The organism is Burkholderia sp. KL41, assembly GCF_057005415.2.
The window spans coordinates 966,839-982,767 of the sequence record NZ_CM174446.1 but is presented as its reverse complement, the minus strand read 5'-3'; the positions used below and the strand labels follow the sequence as shown (position 1 = coordinate 982,767).

The 15,929-nt window shown below is 60.4% G+C and carries 11 protein-coding genes and 2 pseudogenes; 3 read left to right on the top strand and 10 right to left on the bottom strand.

What is annotated here, in order from left to right; translation table 11 throughout:
• Nucleotides 1–78 precede the first annotated feature (78 nt).
• Nucleotides 79–945 carry a hydroxymethylpyrimidine/phosphomethylpyrimidine kinase gene (locus PQB87_RS04620; protein ID WP_027788204.1) on the top strand — a complete coding sequence of 289 codons (867 nt, stop codon included), beginning with the start codon at nucleotides 79–81 and terminating at the stop codon, nucleotides 943–945.
• A gap of 187 nt (nucleotides 946–1,132) precedes the next feature.
• Here PQB87_RS04620 and groL read toward each other — a convergent pair whose 3' ends face one another.
• The 3 genes from groL to PQB87_RS04605 form a co-directional block, all read right to left on the bottom strand.
• A complete protein-coding gene (gene groL, locus PQB87_RS04615; RefSeq protein WP_021163332.1) occupies nucleotides 1,133–2,773 on the bottom strand; it encodes a chaperonin GroEL in 1,641 nt (546 codons plus the stop codon).
• Between the two features lie 46 nt (nucleotides 2,774–2,819).
• Nucleotides 2,820–3,113, bottom strand: coding sequence for a co-chaperone GroES (gene groES, locus PQB87_RS04610; RefSeq protein WP_011351136.1), 294 nt, complete (start codon nucleotides 3,111–3,113; stop codon nucleotides 2,820–2,822).
• A gap of 666 nt (nucleotides 3,114–3,779) precedes the next feature.
• Nucleotides 3,780–4,550 (bottom strand): response regulator transcription factor, encoded by a 771-nt coding sequence (locus tag PQB87_RS04605; protein ID WP_059685695.1) that lies wholly within the window; start codon nucleotides 4,548–4,550, stop codon nucleotides 3,780–3,782.
• Nucleotides 4,551–5,091: 541 nt separating this feature from the next.
• On the opposite strand from PQB87_RS04605, the gene PQB87_RS04600 reads away from it, so the two are divergent.
• Nucleotides 5,092–5,775 (top strand): GntR family transcriptional regulator, encoded by a 684-nt coding sequence (locus PQB87_RS04600; protein ID WP_113047298.1) that lies wholly within the window; start codon nucleotides 5,092–5,094, stop codon nucleotides 5,773–5,775.
• 420 nt (nucleotides 5,776–6,195) lie between these two features.
• Here the strand turns inward: PQB87_RS04600 and PQB87_RS04595 are convergent, their stop codons facing one another.
• From PQB87_RS04595 to PQB87_RS04575, 5 genes and pseudogenes are all read right to left on the bottom strand, one after another.
• Nucleotides 6,196–7,089 carry an EAL domain-containing protein gene (locus PQB87_RS04595; RefSeq protein ID WP_489242635.1) on the bottom strand — a complete coding sequence of 298 codons (894 nt, stop codon included), beginning with the start codon at nucleotides 7,087–7,089 and terminating at the stop codon, nucleotides 6,196–6,198.
• A gap of 4 nt (nucleotides 7,090–7,093) precedes the next feature.
• Nucleotides 7,094–12,130 (bottom strand): annotated as a pseudogene (locus PQB87_RS04590) (YadA-like family protein); the annotation flags it as partial.
• Nucleotides 12,131–12,676: 546 nt separating this feature from the next.
• Nucleotides 12,677–12,730, bottom strand: a pseudogene (locus PQB87_RS04585) (ESPR-type extended signal peptide-containing protein); the annotation flags it as partial.
• A gap of 674 nt (nucleotides 12,731–13,404) precedes the next feature.
• Complete coding sequence (locus tag PQB87_RS04580) at nucleotides 13,405–13,554, bottom strand: hypothetical protein (protein WP_175853333.1); 150 nt, start codon at nucleotides 13,552–13,554, stop codon at nucleotides 13,405–13,407.
• Nucleotides 13,555–13,692: 138 nt separating this feature from the next.
• The gene (locus PQB87_RS04575; RefSeq protein ID WP_167562607.1) at nucleotides 13,693–14,001 is read right to left on the bottom strand and encodes an H-NS histone family protein; all 309 of its coding nucleotides are present in this window, start codon (nucleotides 13,999–14,001) and stop codon (nucleotides 13,693–13,695) included.
• Between the two features lie 259 nt (nucleotides 14,002–14,260).
• On the opposite strand from PQB87_RS04575, the gene PQB87_RS04570 reads away from it, so the two are divergent.
• Nucleotides 14,261–15,190 carry a response regulator transcription factor gene (locus PQB87_RS04570; RefSeq protein ID WP_226160915.1) on the top strand — a complete coding sequence of 310 codons (930 nt, stop codon included), beginning with the start codon at nucleotides 14,261–14,263 and terminating at the stop codon, nucleotides 15,188–15,190.
• An 89-nt stretch (nucleotides 15,191–15,279) separates the two neighbouring features.
• Here PQB87_RS04570 and PQB87_RS04565 read toward each other — a convergent pair whose 3' ends face one another.
• Nucleotides 15,280–15,450, bottom strand: coding sequence for a hypothetical protein (locus PQB87_RS04565; protein WP_155627521.1), 171 nt, complete (start codon nucleotides 15,448–15,450; stop codon nucleotides 15,280–15,282).
• A gap of 244 nt (nucleotides 15,451–15,694) precedes the next feature.
• Nucleotides 15,695–15,832, bottom strand: coding sequence for a hypothetical protein (locus tag PQB87_RS04560; RefSeq protein ID WP_155627520.1), 138 nt, complete (start codon nucleotides 15,830–15,832; stop codon nucleotides 15,695–15,697).
• Nucleotides 15,833–15,929: the final 97 nt, after the last annotated feature.

Here is a 15,929-nt window from a genome sequence, read left to right as displayed (position 1 = left end):
ACAGGGCCGAAAACGCCCATTTCGCCTCGCCGTCCGCACGTCCGTCGCTTTCCCGTTTTTCTCTTGCCCCATTTTTACATGTCCAGCAACGCCCCTCCGATCGTCCTCACCTTCGGCCTGTCCGATCCCACCGGCGGCTCCGGCCTCCAAGCCGATCTGATGACCCTGGCGAGCATGGGCTGTCACGGCGTGTCCGTCCTGACGGGCTACACGGTGCGCGACTCGGCCGCCTGCGACGAAGTCACCGGTCTCGATCCCGACGTGGTTGCCGCCCAGGCGCGCATGCTGCTCGAAGACATGCCGGTTGCCGCGTTCAAGATCGGCGCGGCGACGCGTGCGGAAGTCGTGAGCGCGATCGCCGAGGTCGTCGCCGACTACGACGGCGTGCCGCTCGTGCTCGCGCCGGACTTCACGCTCGACGACGAACACGTGCTCGCCGCCGACGACCTGCGCGAATCGATCGCCGACCTGCTCGCGCCGCAAACCACGCTGCTGGTTGCCGACTACGCGACGCTGATCGCGCTCGCGCAGCCGGACGGCGACGCCGAGGCGCCGAATCTCGACGCAGCCGTGTCGCACCTGCTGTCGCAGGGCTGCGAGTACATCCTGTCGTCCGAGACCGGCTCGCATCGGCTCGTCAACACGTTGTACGGCGAAGAAGGCCAGCTGCGCGAGGACATGTGGGATCGTTCGCCGCACCGGCTGATGGGCATCACCGACACGCTGGGCGCGGCCATCGCGGCACTGCTCGCGAACGGCCAGGAGCCGCCCGAAGCGGTTCGTGAGGCGCAGGAATACCTGTACCAGGCCGTGCGTGATGCGTTCCGGCCCGGCATGGGCGCGTATTTGCCCGACCGGTTCTTCTGGGCGCGCAGCAATGAAGACGCGGATACCCCGCCGGCGGTGAAGGTCGACCCGGTGCCGAGGACGTCGCACCGGCATTGAGCCGGACACGGCGGGCATGTCCCGCCGTCGCGGCGAACTCGCGGCGCCATCCTTGCCGCACCCGGCCGTCCCGCGCCCGCCGCCAATTCAACGGCACCAATAAAAAAAGACCCGCATCGCTGCGGGTCTTTTCTTTTGGCTGGAACGCGCATCGCTGCGCGCTCCGGACACCATCGACCGAAGTCGATTACATGTCCATGCCCATGCCGCCCATGCCGCCCGGCATGCCGCCCGGCATCGGTGCGTCTTCCTTCGGCAGTTCGGCGACAGCTGCGTCCGTCGTCAGCAGCAGGCCTGCAACCGAAGCTGCGTTCTGCAGTGCGGTACGCGTGACCTTGGTCGGGTCGACGACGCCGGCTTCAACCATGTCGACGTACTCGCCCGTCGCTGCGTTGTAGCCGTAGTTGCCCGTACCTGCAGCAACTGCCGCCACCACGACGCTGGCTTCTTCGCCGCCGTTCGTGACGATCTGGCGCAGCGGCTCTTCCATTGCGCGCAGCACGATCTTGATGCCGGCGTTCTGGTCGGCGTTCGCGCCGGTCAGGCCTGCGATCGCGGTGCGAGCGCGGATCAGCGCAACGCCGCCACCTGCCACGATGCCTTCTTCCACAGCTGCGCGCGTTGCGTGCAGTGCGTCTTCGACACGTGCCTTCTTTTCCTTCATTTCGACTTCGGTCGCTGCGCCGACCTTGATCACTGCAACACCGCCGGCCAGCTTGGCCACGCGCTCTTGCAGCTTTTCACGGTCGTAGTCCGACGTCGCTTCTTCGATTTGCGCGCGCACTTGCTTCACGCGTGCTTCGATGTTCACGGCTTCGCCTGCGCCGTCGATGATCGTCGTGTTTTCCTTGCCCACTTCGATGCGCTTCGCCTGGCCCAGTTCTGCCAGCGTTGCCTTCTCGAGCGTCAGGCCGGTTTCTTCGGCGATCACTTGGCCGCCCGTCAGGATCGCGATGTCTTCCAGCATCGCCTTGCGACGATCGCCGAAGCCAGGCGCCTTGACCGCAACGGTCTTCAGGATGCCGCGGATGTTGTTCACGACCAGCGTTGCGAGCGCTTCGCCTTCGATGTCTTCAGCAATGATCAGCAGCGGACGGCCAGCCTTCGCGACTTGCTCGAGCACCGGCAGCAGATCACGGATGTTCGACACCTTCTTGTCGTGCAGCAGCACGAACGGGTTGTCGAGGACGGCGACTTGCTTTTCCGGGTTGTTGATGAAGTACGGCGACAGGTAGCCGCGGTCGAACTGCATGCCTTCGACGACGTCGAGTTCGTCGGCCAGCGACTTGCCGTCTTCGACGGTGATGACGCCTTCCTTGCCGACCTTGTCCATCGCTTCAGCGATGCGATCGCCGATCGACGTGTCGCTGTTCGCCGAGATCGAGCCGACCTGTGCGATTTCCTTGTTCGTCGTGCACGGCTTGCTGATCTTCTTCAGCTCGTCGACAGCCGCTGCGACTGCCTTGTCGATGCCGCGCTTCAGGTCCATCGGGTTCATGCCCGATGCGACGTACTTCATGCCTTCGCGAACGATCGATTGCGCGAGGACGGTTGCCGTCGTCGTGCCGTCGCCTGCGTTGTCGCTGGTCTTGGAAGCAACTTCCTTGACCATTTGCGCGCCCATGTTCTGGAGCTTGTCCTTCAGCTCGATTTCCTTCGCGACCGACACACCGTCCTTGGTGACCGTCGGGCCGCCGAAGCTGCGCTCGAGCACCACGTTGCGGCCCTTCGGACCCAGCGTGACCTTGACTGCGTTGGCGAGAATGTTCACGCCTTCGACCATCTTCGAACGGGCGGAATCGCCGAATACGACGTCTTTAGCTGCCATCTTCTAACTCCTTGAATTCTTGGGAATATGTACCGTCGGTGGACGCTTACTTGGCGTTGACCACGGCCATGATGTCTTCTTCGCGCATGACCAGCAGTTCGTTGCCGTCGACCTTCACGGTCTGGCCTGCGTACTTGCCGAACAGGACGCGATCGCCGACCTTCACGTCGAGCGCGATCGGGGCGCCCTTGTCGTCACGCTTGCCCGGGCCGACGGCCAGGACTTCGCCCTGGTCCGGCTTTTCAGCAGCGGCGTCGGGGATCACGATGCCCGAGGCGGTCTTGGTTTCCTGATCCAGGCGCTTGACGATCACGCGATCGTGCAAAGGACGAAGGTTCATATTCACTCCTCTCTTGACTGAGATTGAAGAACGCTTAGGGAATCTGCCCGGCTTATCGCCCGGCAGAGAATTGTTAGCACTCTCGTGCAGCGAGTGCTAATTATATGGACGGGTTTTGACAAATTCAAGAAGGGGGATTGACGGTTTTTTCGGGCCGGCGAAGCCCGCTCGACCACGAACGTTACTCACCCGAACGTGAACCCGGGACATCCTCGACGAACCAGGGGCGCCCCCGATATGTCCTGTAAAAACAATAGCTTGGACATAAACCCGGGCCACAACCCGAGAAACCGGGAAGACGCCGCGCGCCACTTGCCCGATCCGTCCCCACCGGAAAACCACACGGCCACGATCCCTCAGGGATATCCCGCGTATCCGGGCAAACCCAGGCAAATTATATGGGGTACGGATACCCCACTGCGCCCACGGGGAGGAGGCATCGCCCCGCATTCGTCCCCTTTAGGCAAGAGAAGTTCATCATCTTGCTGCGCCATGGCGCCATGGCTGGCGCACGGAATCGCACAGGACCAGGACGACCTGCCGGTCGACACGTCACGCATCGGATTCACGAAATCGCTGGCGCGAAGCGGGCTGCCCGCGCGATAACCGCCGGGAGCAGCCCGGATCACCTTCACTTCATTAGACGGACGAATCTCCCGAAATTGCCTAAACCAGCGCGGAAGCTGGGCTCTCGGCAATCGCACGCTGCGGGACCGGGCCGGGGGCCGCAAAATTCTCCGCCATCGAAAAGTCGTCGACCATATCGAGCCGGTAGCCATGCGTATACACGGCACTCAATTGAAGCCCGTTTTCCGGACGAAGCGCCAATTTTTGTCGGAGCCGATAGATATGCGTGTCGAGGCTCCGCGATGTTCCATCGAGCGCTCGCCCCCACGCCAGCGTCGACAGGGAATCCCGGGAAAGCACGCTCCCGATGTTGGTGAACAGGAAATTTGCCAGCGCAAATTCCTTTGCCGTCAAGTCGATGATCTTTCCGTGCACGGCGATTGTGCGCGCCAGCGGGTTCAACACATACGCACCGACCTCGACCCTGCTGTCGGGTTTCTTGTTGCGGCCATTTCGACGCAACAGCGCGTTGACGCGAGCGGCCAACTCGATCTCGCGGAACGGCTTGCCGATGTACTCGTCGGCTCCTGCGTCCAGCGCGGCGGCAACATCTGCTTCAAGCGTTCTCGCGGCAAGGAACAAAACGACCGGTTCATCTCCGACGTTGGCCCGAATCCAGTGCAGCAAATTCAGGCCGTTGGCATCTGGAATTCGCCAATCGAGCACGATGAGTTCGACCCTCTCCCTTTTCAGAAACTGAACAGCCCGCGTGCTATCGCACACCCGGAAAATTTCCTGACCCGACCCGCGCAGCGCCCTTTCAAGGGCCGACGCCTGATCGTGATCCCCTTCCACTAACAAGATACTCATAACACCCCCAGCCTTCGTCGACCCGAATAATTTTCATCGCACTCCAAATCGATCGCCTGATTACACAGGTCTGAACGTATGTCTTGTTTTTGATAATGCCGACCGATTGAAACCAACCTCACCTCACCCCAACATCAACCTCAAAATCCGGCGATACACGACCTCGCAACCTTGCCCGTCATCAACTTCTCCAAGTACCCGCTGTTCCGTGCCCAACACCAAAGAGCGGCGTCGACGATGCGGATTGGCAGACCGTCGCGAACCTGCCAGGCAAGGCGGCACCTGGATTGCCATTTCATGCCGGCCTCGATAGCGATCGACGCGTCGAGCAAACTCATCGCCCCCCTGGCTTGAAATGGCGCATCCACATACCATGCCACTCAAATGTTACTAACATATCAGTAGGATATCGAGACACCTGCCAGAGATCAAAGGGGGGTAAACCCGTTCCTTGACCTTGCCCTTTTTAAGTCTCGAGTTGAAAACAAGGGGGGACCTGACTAATATGTTAGTAATATTCTTCAGGCAAACACTTAAGCAAATGAACGGACTGACTGGCAGTACCCTGGCCGAACAAGCTCACGAGAAACTTGAGGAACTCATCGTCACGCTGGAGCTTGCGCCCGGCAGCGTCTGGTCCGAGGCCTCTCTAGCAGAAAAGCTGAATACCGGGAGAACGCCGGTTCGCGAGGCCGCGCAAAGACTGGCTGCGTCGCATCTCCTTCAGATCGTTCCACGACACGGCATCATGATCACCGTCCCGAACATTCATGATCAGTTGCTCGTACTCGAAACGCGCCGTGAACTCCAACGCCTCATCGCGCAACGCGCTGCACGGCGGTCATTGCCGGAGGAGCGCGAACAGATCCGCGAAATCGCCCAAAAACTCGACGCGGCAGGCGAATCGCGAGACGTCGTCGCCTACTTGAGATGCGTCTATGCGATCAATCAACTCATCGCGCAGTTTTCACGGAATCGGTTCGCCGCCGAGGCCATCGCGCCGTTACACGCCCTGTCGCGACGCTTTTACTTCATGTATCACAAGCAGCTGGATGATTTGCCGTCGGCGAGCCTGCAGCACACGAGAGTCGCGCGAGCAGTCGCCGCCGGTGACGAGCAGGAAGCCGGACGCTCATCCGATCTGATGATGGACTATATCGACGCATTCACGCGAGACTGCTTTACTCGCGACTTTGAACCGCATCACTCGCGCGTATCGGCCTGATCGTACTTTTCGGTTTCGACTCGCGATATCGACTCAAGGTTGCGGCCCGTCTTTTCATGCGTCACATGGCACGTTCGATCCCGCGCCTTCGATGAATCGAGCCTGCGCCTATGCCCGGCAAATAATGCGCACGCTCGCTCGTAAGCATGCCGGTTTTGACGCAACGGCATCATCCCCTGAAGGCATCGCATGGACAGCCCGCCCGTATCCACCCGCCACGGAGTGCCACACTCGTCACGCCCCTGCCAGGCCTCGGTCAAGTGGATCTTGGCGGCCCACATGCGCCAGCTCCGCTGACGCTCTGTCGCGACTTGAGAAGCACGCCATGGAAACAACGAGTCGCCCCCCTCCCGACATATCACGAGAAGGAATCGCCGCCTTCCGGCCATCCCCATTCCCGGGAACAACAACGCCCTCGCTTCACCCCGGAATTCCGCATCGTTCGATCAATCGATCCACGTGCTCCTCTCGAACGGGTTCGGAGATGTAGTATCCCTGGCAATCAATCTGCATGATTTCTCTCAGCCACTCGAACTGAGCCCTGGTTTCGACACCCTCCACGACGACGTTCTTCTTCAAGCGGCTTCCAAGCTCGACGAGCACTTCGACCATCGCTCTCGATTCGGCACTTTCATGAACGTCGCGCATGAAGGATCGATCCAGCTTGAGTGTATCGACAGCCAGGCCATGCAATTTGGTCAACGACCAGCACCCCGAACCAAAATCATCGATTGCAACGCTCGCCCCAAGATCTCGAATCGATGCCACGGCCGCGGCAAGTGCCTCTATCGGGCCAGGATCGATGGACTCCGTCAGTTCAATCTGAAAATTCGCGGCACGGACGGCGTAGGAATCCAGAACGAGTGCCAGTCTTCTTGCCATTCCCGGCCGCGTGACTTCATGAGCGGGCAAATTGACGGACAGAGACAAATCGTCATGGCCAAGCGCAGCCCAACCGGCGAGCACACGCGCGGACTCCTCGACCACATAGTCAGTGAATCGGCATGTCAGATGCGAATTTTCGACGAGGTCAATGAACGCCGCCGGCATCAACACGCCGCGCTCCGGATGCTGCCAGCGTATCAACGACTCGAATCCGGACAGCAATCCGGTCTGAAGGCGGAGCTTTGGCTGATAAACGAAAAAGAACTCCTTCCGCGCCAATCCACGCTCCGCGTCTTCGACAAGATCATCGGTATTGCAACGCACGGCCGCACCATCCACAGCGATCTCCAATGCACGCACTCGAAATTCCGGTGCCCGCCGATACGCCTTGTTCCCGCTCCGGGCTTCCAGTCGGCCGTGCGCGAACATGCAATTATTTCCACTGATACAGCATGCCGGCGCCGATCACCTTCTGACCGCCGCTGAAGCCGCCGTTGATCGACGCCTTCAGGTTGTCCGTGATGCGCGCCTGCATGTTGACCGCCATCGCCTTCTGGCCGAGGAAGGTCGACGTGCCCACACCCATCCCGAAGTTGGCGTCGCGATCGAGCTGCGGGATCGACGCCATCGCGCCGACGGCCGCGATACCCTGCTTCGCCATCTGATCGGTCTGCTGCAGTTGCGAACCCAACGAGTTGATCTGCGCCTGCTGGCCCGACAATGCCGTCGACAACGTCGTCTGCACCTGCGCCAGCTGGTTCACGTTCACCGCGTCGGTGCCCTGCGTACCCGGCGCCACGTTGATGATCTGGCGCTGCTGCGTGTCGCTGCCGACCGACACGACGTTCTGGCGGCCGCCGTCCGTCGAATTCGCACCGATCGCCACCGAGTTCGAGCCGGCGGTGACGGTCGGCTTGTCGGTGCCGGTGCCGTTCATGTCGGCGGCGATGCCGCCGGTGTTCGTCGTGTTCGTCGTCATCAACGTGGAAAGCTGACTCAGTTGGTTGTTGATGTTCGTCACGCCAGTCGACAGCGAGGCCACGTTGTTGTTCGTCGTGCTCAGGCCGGTGGACAGGGAACTGAGACCGGCCGCCGTCGATGTCGACAGCGCGTTGATCGCGGTCGAGGTCGAGGTGGACAGCGACGATACGTTGCTGTTGGTCGAACTCAACCCGGTCGACAGCGAGTTGATACCCGTCGACAGCGATGCGACGTTCGTCGCGGTCGACGTCGACAGGTTGTTGACCGCCTGATTCGTCGCGTTCAACTGGCTGCCGTTGATCGCGTCCGTGCTGGTGGCCGACACCTGACCGGCAGCGACGTTCGTGATCTGGCGTTCCGCGCCCGGCGAACCGATGCTCAGGACGCCGACCGGATTGGTGCCCATGACCGAATAAGTCGCCCCGCCGACCGTGACGCTCGACACCCCGACCGCGTTACCGGTGACCGAGTTCGCGCCGAGCGCGATCGAGTTGGCAACGTTCGCGGTGGCATTCGAACCGAGCGCGAGCGCGTTGGTCGCGCTGGCCGTGGCGCTCGCCCCGTAGGCTTGCGCGCCGATCGCGCTGGCCGTGGCCAGGTTGCCGAGTGCGATCGTGTTGTCTGCGGTGGCCTGGCTCGAGTTGCCGAGTGCGAGCGCGCTGTTGCCGGTTGCCGTGCTCGCGTTGCCGAGCGCCACTGCGCCGGTGCCGGTCGCCGTGTCGTTCGCACCCATCGCGACTGCGCCGGTGCCCGTCGCGACGCTCGGGTCGCCGATCGCGACCGCGCCGTCGCCGGTTGCCGTGTTGCCGGAGCCGATCGACACGGCCTTGCCACCTGTTGCCGACGCGCTTTGACCGATCGCGACCGAGCCGTCCGATTGTGCGTTCGAGCCGTTGCCGACCGCGACGCTGCTCGCGCCCGCCGCGCTGGCGCCGACGCCGGCGGCCAACGAGTAGAGGCCCGTCGCGGCGCTGTTCGCGTAGTTCGCCCCTGGCGCACCGCCATCGTTGACGCTGAAGTAGTGCGTTTTCGCGGCTTCGATCGCGGTCGAGGTCGACGTGGACAGCGACGTCATCGAACTGTTGGTCGAACTGAGACCCGTAGACAAGGAGCCGATACCCGTCGACGTCGAAGTGGACAGCGACAGGATCGTGCTGTTCGTGCTGCTCAGGCCGGTGGACAGCGAGCCAATGCTGGTCGAAGTCGACGTGGACAGTGAGGAAATTGAGCTGGTGGCCGACGACAAGCCGGTCGATGTCGAGGTCGACAGGGACGACACCGAGCTGTTGGTCGAGCTCAGGCCGGTCGACAACGAGCTGATGCCCGTCGAAGTCGAGGTGGACAGCGAGGAGATCGAGCTGTTCGCCGACGACAGGCCCGTCGACGTCGAAGTCGACAGCGACGTGATCGAGCTGTTCGCGGACGAAAGACCCGTCGAGGTCGACGTGGACAACGAGGAGATCGAACTGTTCGCCGACGACAGGCCCGTCGACGTCGAGGTCGACAGCGACGTGATCGAACTGTTCGCCGATGACAGGCCCGTCGAGGTCGAGGTCGACAGCGAAGAGATCGAGCTGTTGGCCGACGACAAGCCGGTCGACGTCGAAGTCGACAGCGACGACACCGTGCTGTCGGTCGAACTCAGGCCCGTCGACAACGAGTTGATGCCCGTCGAAGTCGAGGTGGACAGCGAAGAAATCGAACTATTGGCCGACGACAAGCCAGTCGACGTCGAGGTCGACAGCGACGACACCGAGCTATTGGTCGAGCTCAAGCCCGTCGACAGCGAGTTGATGCTCGTCGAGGTCGAGGTGGACAACGAAGAGATCGAGCTGTTCGCCGACGACAAACCCGTCGACGTGGAAGTCGACAGCGACGACACCGAGCTATCCGTCGAACTCAGGCCGGTCGACAGCGAGTTGATGCCTGTCGAAGTCGAGGTGGACAGCGAAGAAATCGAGCTGTTGGCCGACGACAGCCCCGTCGACGTCGAAGTCGACAGCGACGACACCGTGCTGTCGGTCGAGCTCAGGCCGGTCGACAGCGAGCTGATACCCGTCGAGGTCGACGTGGACAGCGAGGAGATCGAGCTGGTGGCCGACGACAAACCCGTCGACGTCGAGGTCGACAGCGACGACACCGTGCTATCCGTCGAGCTCAGGCCCGTCGACAGCGAGTTGATGCCCGTCGAGGTCGACGTGGACAACGAGGAGATCGAGCTGTTCGCCGACGACAAGCCGGTCGACGTCGAAGTCGACAGCGACGTGATCGAGCTGTTCGCGGACGAAAGACCCGTCGAGGTCGACGTGGACAACGAGGAGATCGAACTGTTCGCCGACGACAGGCCCGTCGACGTCGAGGTCGACAGCGACGTGATCGAACTGTTCGCCGATGACAGGCCCGTCGAGGTCGAGGTCGACAGCGAAGAGATCGAGCTGTTGGCCGACGACAAGCCGGTCGACGTCGAAGTCGACAGCGACGACACCGTGCTGTCGGTCGAACTCAGGCCCGTCGACAACGAGTTGATGCCCGTCGAAGTCGAGGTGGACAGCGAAGAAATCGAGCTGTTGGCCGACGACAAGCCGGTCGACGTCGAAGTCGACAGCGACGACACCGAGCTATTGGTCGAGCTCAAGCCCGTCGACAGCGAGTTGATGCTCGTCGAGGTCGACGTGGACAACGAAGAGATCGAGCTGTTCGCCGACGACAGCCCCGTCGACGTGGAAGTCGACAGCGACGACACCGAGCTATCCGTCGAACTCAGGCCGGTCGACAGCGAGTTGATGCCTGTCGAAGTCGAGGTGGACAGCGAAGAAATCGAGCTGTTGGCCGACGACAGCCCCGTCGACGTCGAAGTCGACAGCGACGACACCGAGCTATTGGTCGAGCTCAGGCCGGTCGACAGCGAGCTGATACCCGTCGAGGTCGACGTGGACAGCGAGGAGATCGAGCTGGTGGCCGACGACAAACCCGTCGACGTCGAGGTCGACAGCGACGACACCGTGCTATCCGTCGAGCTCAGGCCCGTCGACAGCGAGTTGATGCCCGTCGAGGTCGAGGTCGACAGCGAAGAGATCGAGCTGGTGGCCGATGACAAGCCGGTCGACGTCGAGGTCGACAGCGACGACACCGTGCTGTCGGTCGAGCTCAGGCCCGTCGACAACGAGTTGATCCCCGTCGAGGTCGACGTGGACAGCGAAGAAATCGAACTGTTGGCCGACGACAGACCGGTCGACAGCGAGTTGATGCCCGTCGAGGTCGACGTGGACAGCGAAGAAATCGAGCTGTTGGCCGACGACAGACCAGTCGACGTGGAAGCCGACAGCGATGACACCGAGCTATTGGTCGAGCTCAGACCGGTCGACAGCGAGCTGATGCCCGTCGAGGTCGACGTGGACAGCGAGCCGATCGAACTGTTCGCCGACGACAAGCCAGTCGACGTCGAGGTCGACAGCGACGTAATAGAGCTGTTCGCGGACGACAGACCCGTCGAGGTCGAGGTGGACAACGAGGAGATTGAGCTATTCGCCGACGACAAGCCGGTCGACGTCGAAGTCGACAGCGACGTAATAGAGCTATCCGTCGAGCTCAAGCCCGTGGACAGCGAACTGATGCCCGTCGAGGTCGAGGTGGACAGCGAAGAGATCGAGCTGTTGGCCGACGACAGACCGGTCGACGTCGAGGTCGACAGCGACGTAATCGAGCTGTTCGCGGACAACAGACCCGTCGACGTCGAAGTCGACAGCGACGACACCGAGCTATTGGTCGAGCTCAGACCGGTCGACAGCGAGCTGATCCCCGTCGAGGTCGACGTGGACAACGAAGAAATCGAGCTGTTCGCCGACGACAGACCAGTCGACGTCGAGGTCGACAGCGACGTGATCGAGCTGTTCGCCGACGACAGACCCGTCGAGGTCGACGTGGACAGCGAGGAAATCGAGCTATTCGCCGACGACAAGCCAGTCGACGTGGAAGTCGACAGCGACGACACCGAGCTATTGGTCGAGCTCAGACCGGTCGACAGCGAGCTGATCCCCGTCGAGGTCGACGTGGACAACGAAGAAATCAAGCTATTCGCCGACGACAAGCCGGTCGACGTCGAAGTCGACAGCGACGACACCGTGCTGTCGGTCGAACTCAGGCCCGTCGACAACGAGTTGATGCCCGTCGAAGTCGAGGTGGACAGCGAAGAAATCGAGCTGTTGGCCGACGACAAGCCGGTCGACGTCGAAGTCGACAGCGACGACACCGAGCTATTGGTCGAGCTCAGCCCGGTCGACAACGAGCTGATACCCGTCGAGGTCGAGGTGGACAGCGAAGAAATCGAGCTGTTCGCCGACGACAAACCGGTCGAGGTCGACGTCGACAGCGAGCCGATCGAGCTGCTGGCCGACGAGAGACCGGTCGACGTAGACGTCGACAACGACGTAATCGAGCTAACAGCCGACGACAGGCCCGTCGACGTCGACGTCGACAACGACGTCAATTGGGAAAAGTTCACCGCATCGGTCGGATTCGTACCCGGCGCCAAATTCGTGATCTTGTTGTTGTTCAGCGACGTCGTGTTTTTCAGGTTAATAGTGCCGCTCGTACCAGCGTTCAGCGTTATGCCGCTTGGGCCGTACAGTGTAATCGCGCCCGCGGCATTACTTCCGGTCGCCCCGACCAACATGTAGGCATTAGTGCCAGTTACACCGCCGTTAGCACTCGGATTCTCAGAGATGACTACCCCCGTGCCTCCGCTTGCGCAGGCCCCCTCACCGTTGGCAGCGTTAACGCTCGTTACACTAATGTTCGAACCGCTAATAGACGCCGTGGACGAAGGAGTGCCATTACAGTTCTCAATCGCACCCGCCCATGCCTCGTTGGGCAACACGCCCACGGTCAAGATTCCTGCCACAGCCAGAAATCCCAACACGCCATGCGCAAGCCGCATCGTCGGCACACGGCATACGCTCTGGCCAGGCGAATTCACACTTCCCTGCTCGCAAACGCTCTTGGAAGCCTTACCGCGCGCGTTCGTCAGCTCGGACGCTGCCACCCACACGCCCAGCGCCTCATTCCATATGCTTCGATAAATTTTATTCATGGCAATTAGGTACCCGATATTACTTTTTAGAATTTGACGCTCTCGCCGATCATCGGATTGGCATGCTTCGCGTCAACGGCTCTCGTGGTTCGTGGGGTGGAGCGTCACCATCCATATTTCAAGTGTCGCCACACGATCTCGAACTTTTTGGCCTGGTGCTTTTTCCACACTTATAGTCAGGAAAACTTATTAATTGACATCGACTGGCTTCCCGCCGCTTCGTCATTGCCGTGATCGATCGCGATCACGGTTGGACTCTCATCATCCTCCGCGAGCAGATCGCCAATGAAGCGGACGACGTTGAGGCCGATGATGTTGTGCGTCCATGAGTGACACGGATCAATGCGTTCGCGCCGTGGTCTGGAGCGCCAGGAACAATGCGTCGGTAGTTCCTACGTTCGATTTCTTGACGCAACCTCCCGAGAACCAGCTACGACGATCCGCAAAGGCCGGTCTCGTGGAGATGGAGCCGGCGAATCGGGACGTCATGCAAAGCCCGCTATAGCTTGTCGAGACTTATCTGCTCCGCGACAAATACCCGCCGGTCACGTTCTGTGTGCAACATCCTGTTGTGTTTGACCATAAAGCCCTCCCTGTTGAGCGCTACGCTCGGCTTATCGAAATGCCTGGACCGCAACAGATCGAAGTCAACTGAGAAGGGCCAAGCGACCTGCTCACTCGTCGACGTTTCGATCGAGGCCGTACGCACGGCCACGGCGATCATCTCGCTCCTCAAAGCATGCGGCCCAATAGCAACCCGACTGACCGCTCATGCCGAATTTCACGACAACAGATACCGGATGCAGCTTGTCGACCGTCAGCATCAACAGATGCCGCTGCCCGTATCCCCTGATACAGGCTATCGACAGCGTTACAGAGTCCGACTGCCAATTTCGCAAGCCACGGAAACGCCTCGGCACACCAAACACCGGACCTTCACTTCAATGCAAAGATCAAATGCCTCAGTCCTCACGCTCGAAATTGGATATCTCAAACTGCTTGCGATCTTTATCGCGAATCCATTCGGGCGCGCGACCCACCCCTGACCACGTTGCTCCGCTAACGGGATCGAAATAGCGGGGGCGCCGTTTGGTCGCACGACGCAGGACATCGACCGCGAAAATATCCTCAGGAGAAAAACCAAACTCGCGGACGCAATATCTGATCTCCAGCAAAATTTCCTCCGCAGCCGCTCGCCGCTCCTCGGCAATCCGCGACTCCAGCTTCGCCCGCCTCTCCAAATACCGCCGATACGACTCCAGGTTACGCATTTAGATAATCACGTCTCGCCATTCTTGGAAATAGACCCTGATCGAGACGGCAATCTGGTAACCGCTCGCCACTCGCCTGTCCATCGCTATCAGCCGCAAAATATTTCCGGATGCTTCAACGCCATCAATGGCGAATGACCCACATCTATTTCGTCATACAAACCATTCAGATGGCAAATTCGCCTGAAAGGCAATCGCACCCGCTTCATCAATCCACATGAAGCATGCTATATGGAGGTCAAATCGAAATTGACAACATTTGTCACGAATCAATCACGCCCCAGAATTTATTCCGTTCATAAAAGTTGACAAAAAAACAGCCAAAAAATGCCACTCTATTTCGCAAATCAGTCATGCCATCCAGGCGCACGAGGCCCAGGCATATTGTTTCAATTTACTTTCAGTTAAATCCGGTCACCAAACCACCCCATGCACGAGGGTATTCCCGGATTTAAACGACACGATAAAAATGGTGCCAATGAAGATTCTTGCCGTTGACGACGAGCCAGCACAGGCGGCGTTCATCCGCGATTCCCTGATCGCCGAAGGGTTCGATGTCCGAGGCGCCACACGGGGTGCGGAAGCCATACGCCTCCTCGAAACCGACAACTTCAATCTGGTTGTGCTCGACTGGAACCTGCCGGATATTTCCGGACTGGAAGTCCTCGCCTGGATTCGTGCGCGAGTGGGCAGAGATCTCCCCGTGTTGTTCCTGACGAATCGAGTGCGCGAGGAGCAGCTTGTCATTGCGCTCGATGCAGGTGCCGACGACTATATGGTCAAGCCCGTTCGTCGCCATGAACTGATCGCAAGAGTACGCGCGCTCCTGCGGCGGGCCTATCCAGTGAACGCAACGCCAACATCGATCAACATTGGGCGTTATCGTCTGGACCTCGTGACCGAAACCGCATTCCTGAGCGATGAGCCGATCAAACTGACATCGAGAGAATTCAACGTCGCCGTCGCCCTGTTTCAAAACTGTGGCCGCGCGATGCCAAGAGAAGCATTGATCAAGTCGATATGGGGCCGCCATAGCGACCATATTTCTCGAACGCTCGATACGCATATCTATCGTGTGCGATCGAAGTTGCGAATCGGCCCCGAAAACGGTGTTCGACTTCGCGCTGTCTACAATCACGGTTATCGGCTGGAGTTGCTCGATCCCAACCTCACGCACGATGCAGAATAGCGGCTGCCGTTACCCGCGCCAAAGACAACCTACGTGACCGAGGGGCTGTCAAGCTGCGTTCCTGCCGGGTGAACACCGAGGGCTTGCAGTCAGGAAATGGTGTCACCCTGACCGCTGCGCAAACCATGTGCTGGTTGCACGATACGGCAGCCGGCATCGTTGATCGAAGCGCCGTTGCCGATGGTTACCCTCTCAGCGGGTACCGCCAATTTCCAGGCGAACGCCGTGACGCTCAGAATTCGATACAGGGAGTGTTGCATTTTTCAACCTCACATCGGAACGTCGCTTCTGGCATCGGTACGATCGTGACCGGCACGGGGGACTGCACGAACCGCCGTTACCGAGCCTGCTCGCGCGGCGGCCTGGTCACCGGCTTCGTCGAACCTTGAATCAGTCGAGCCGCAAGGGGCATGAGCTCACCATGTTTGGGGCGATCGGCTAGCCAGGCCACGCAGACGGCCAGCGCAATCGCGCTCCCCCACAATGTCAACAGGACACGCATCCTCACCTCACCTTCACCGGCTTGGCCGCGACCTGCGTGATTTTCGCCCGCGGTTTCGGTGCCGTTTCGAGGACAACCACCAGCGTCACGACAAGCCCGCAGATCAGAAGTCCGCACATTCCGAGCATTGCCTTATTCATTTCTGCGCCTCCCCCTGCATCGTTTGACCGAATGCGCCAATCGAGCCGCACGGGCGAACGTGCATGGACGCTCGAATCACACCCGAAAGGCTCGACG

Coding starts and splice junctions, on each gene's coding strand:
- PQB87_RS04620 (WP_027788204.1), top strand. CDS start 79: ATGTCCAGCAACGCCCCTCCGATCGTCCTCACCTTCGGCCTGTCCGAT.
- groL (WP_021163332.1), bottom strand. CDS start 2,773: ATGGCAGCTAAAGACGTCGTATTCGGCGATTCCGCCCGTTCGAAGATG.
- groES (WP_011351136.1), bottom strand. CDS start 3,113: ATGAACCTTCGTCCTTTGCACGATCGCGTGATCGTCAAGCGCCTGGAT.
- PQB87_RS04605 (WP_059685695.1), bottom strand. CDS start 4,550: ATGAGTATCTTGTTAGTGGAAGGGGATCACGATCAGGCGTCGGCCCTT.
- PQB87_RS04600 (WP_113047298.1), top strand. CDS start 5,092: ATGAACGGACTGACTGGCAGTACCCTGGCCGAACAAGCTCACGAGAAA.
- PQB87_RS04595 (WP_489242635.1), bottom strand. CDS start 7,089: ATGTTCGCGCACGGCCGACTGGAAGCCCGGAGCGGGAACAAGGCGTAT.
- PQB87_RS04580 (WP_175853333.1), bottom strand. CDS start 13,554: ATGCTGACGGTCGACAAGCTGCATCCGGTATCTGTTGTCGTGAAATTC.
- PQB87_RS04575 (WP_167562607.1), bottom strand. CDS start 14,001: ATGCGTAACCTGGAGTCGTATCGGCGGTATTTGGAGAGGCGGGCGAAG.
- PQB87_RS04565 (WP_155627521.1), bottom strand. CDS start 15,450: ATGCAACACTCCCTGTATCGAATTCTGAGCGTCACGGCGTTCGCCTGG.
- PQB87_RS04560 (WP_155627520.1), bottom strand. CDS start 15,832: ATGAATAAGGCAATGCTCGGAATGTGCGGACTTCTGATCTGCGGGCTT.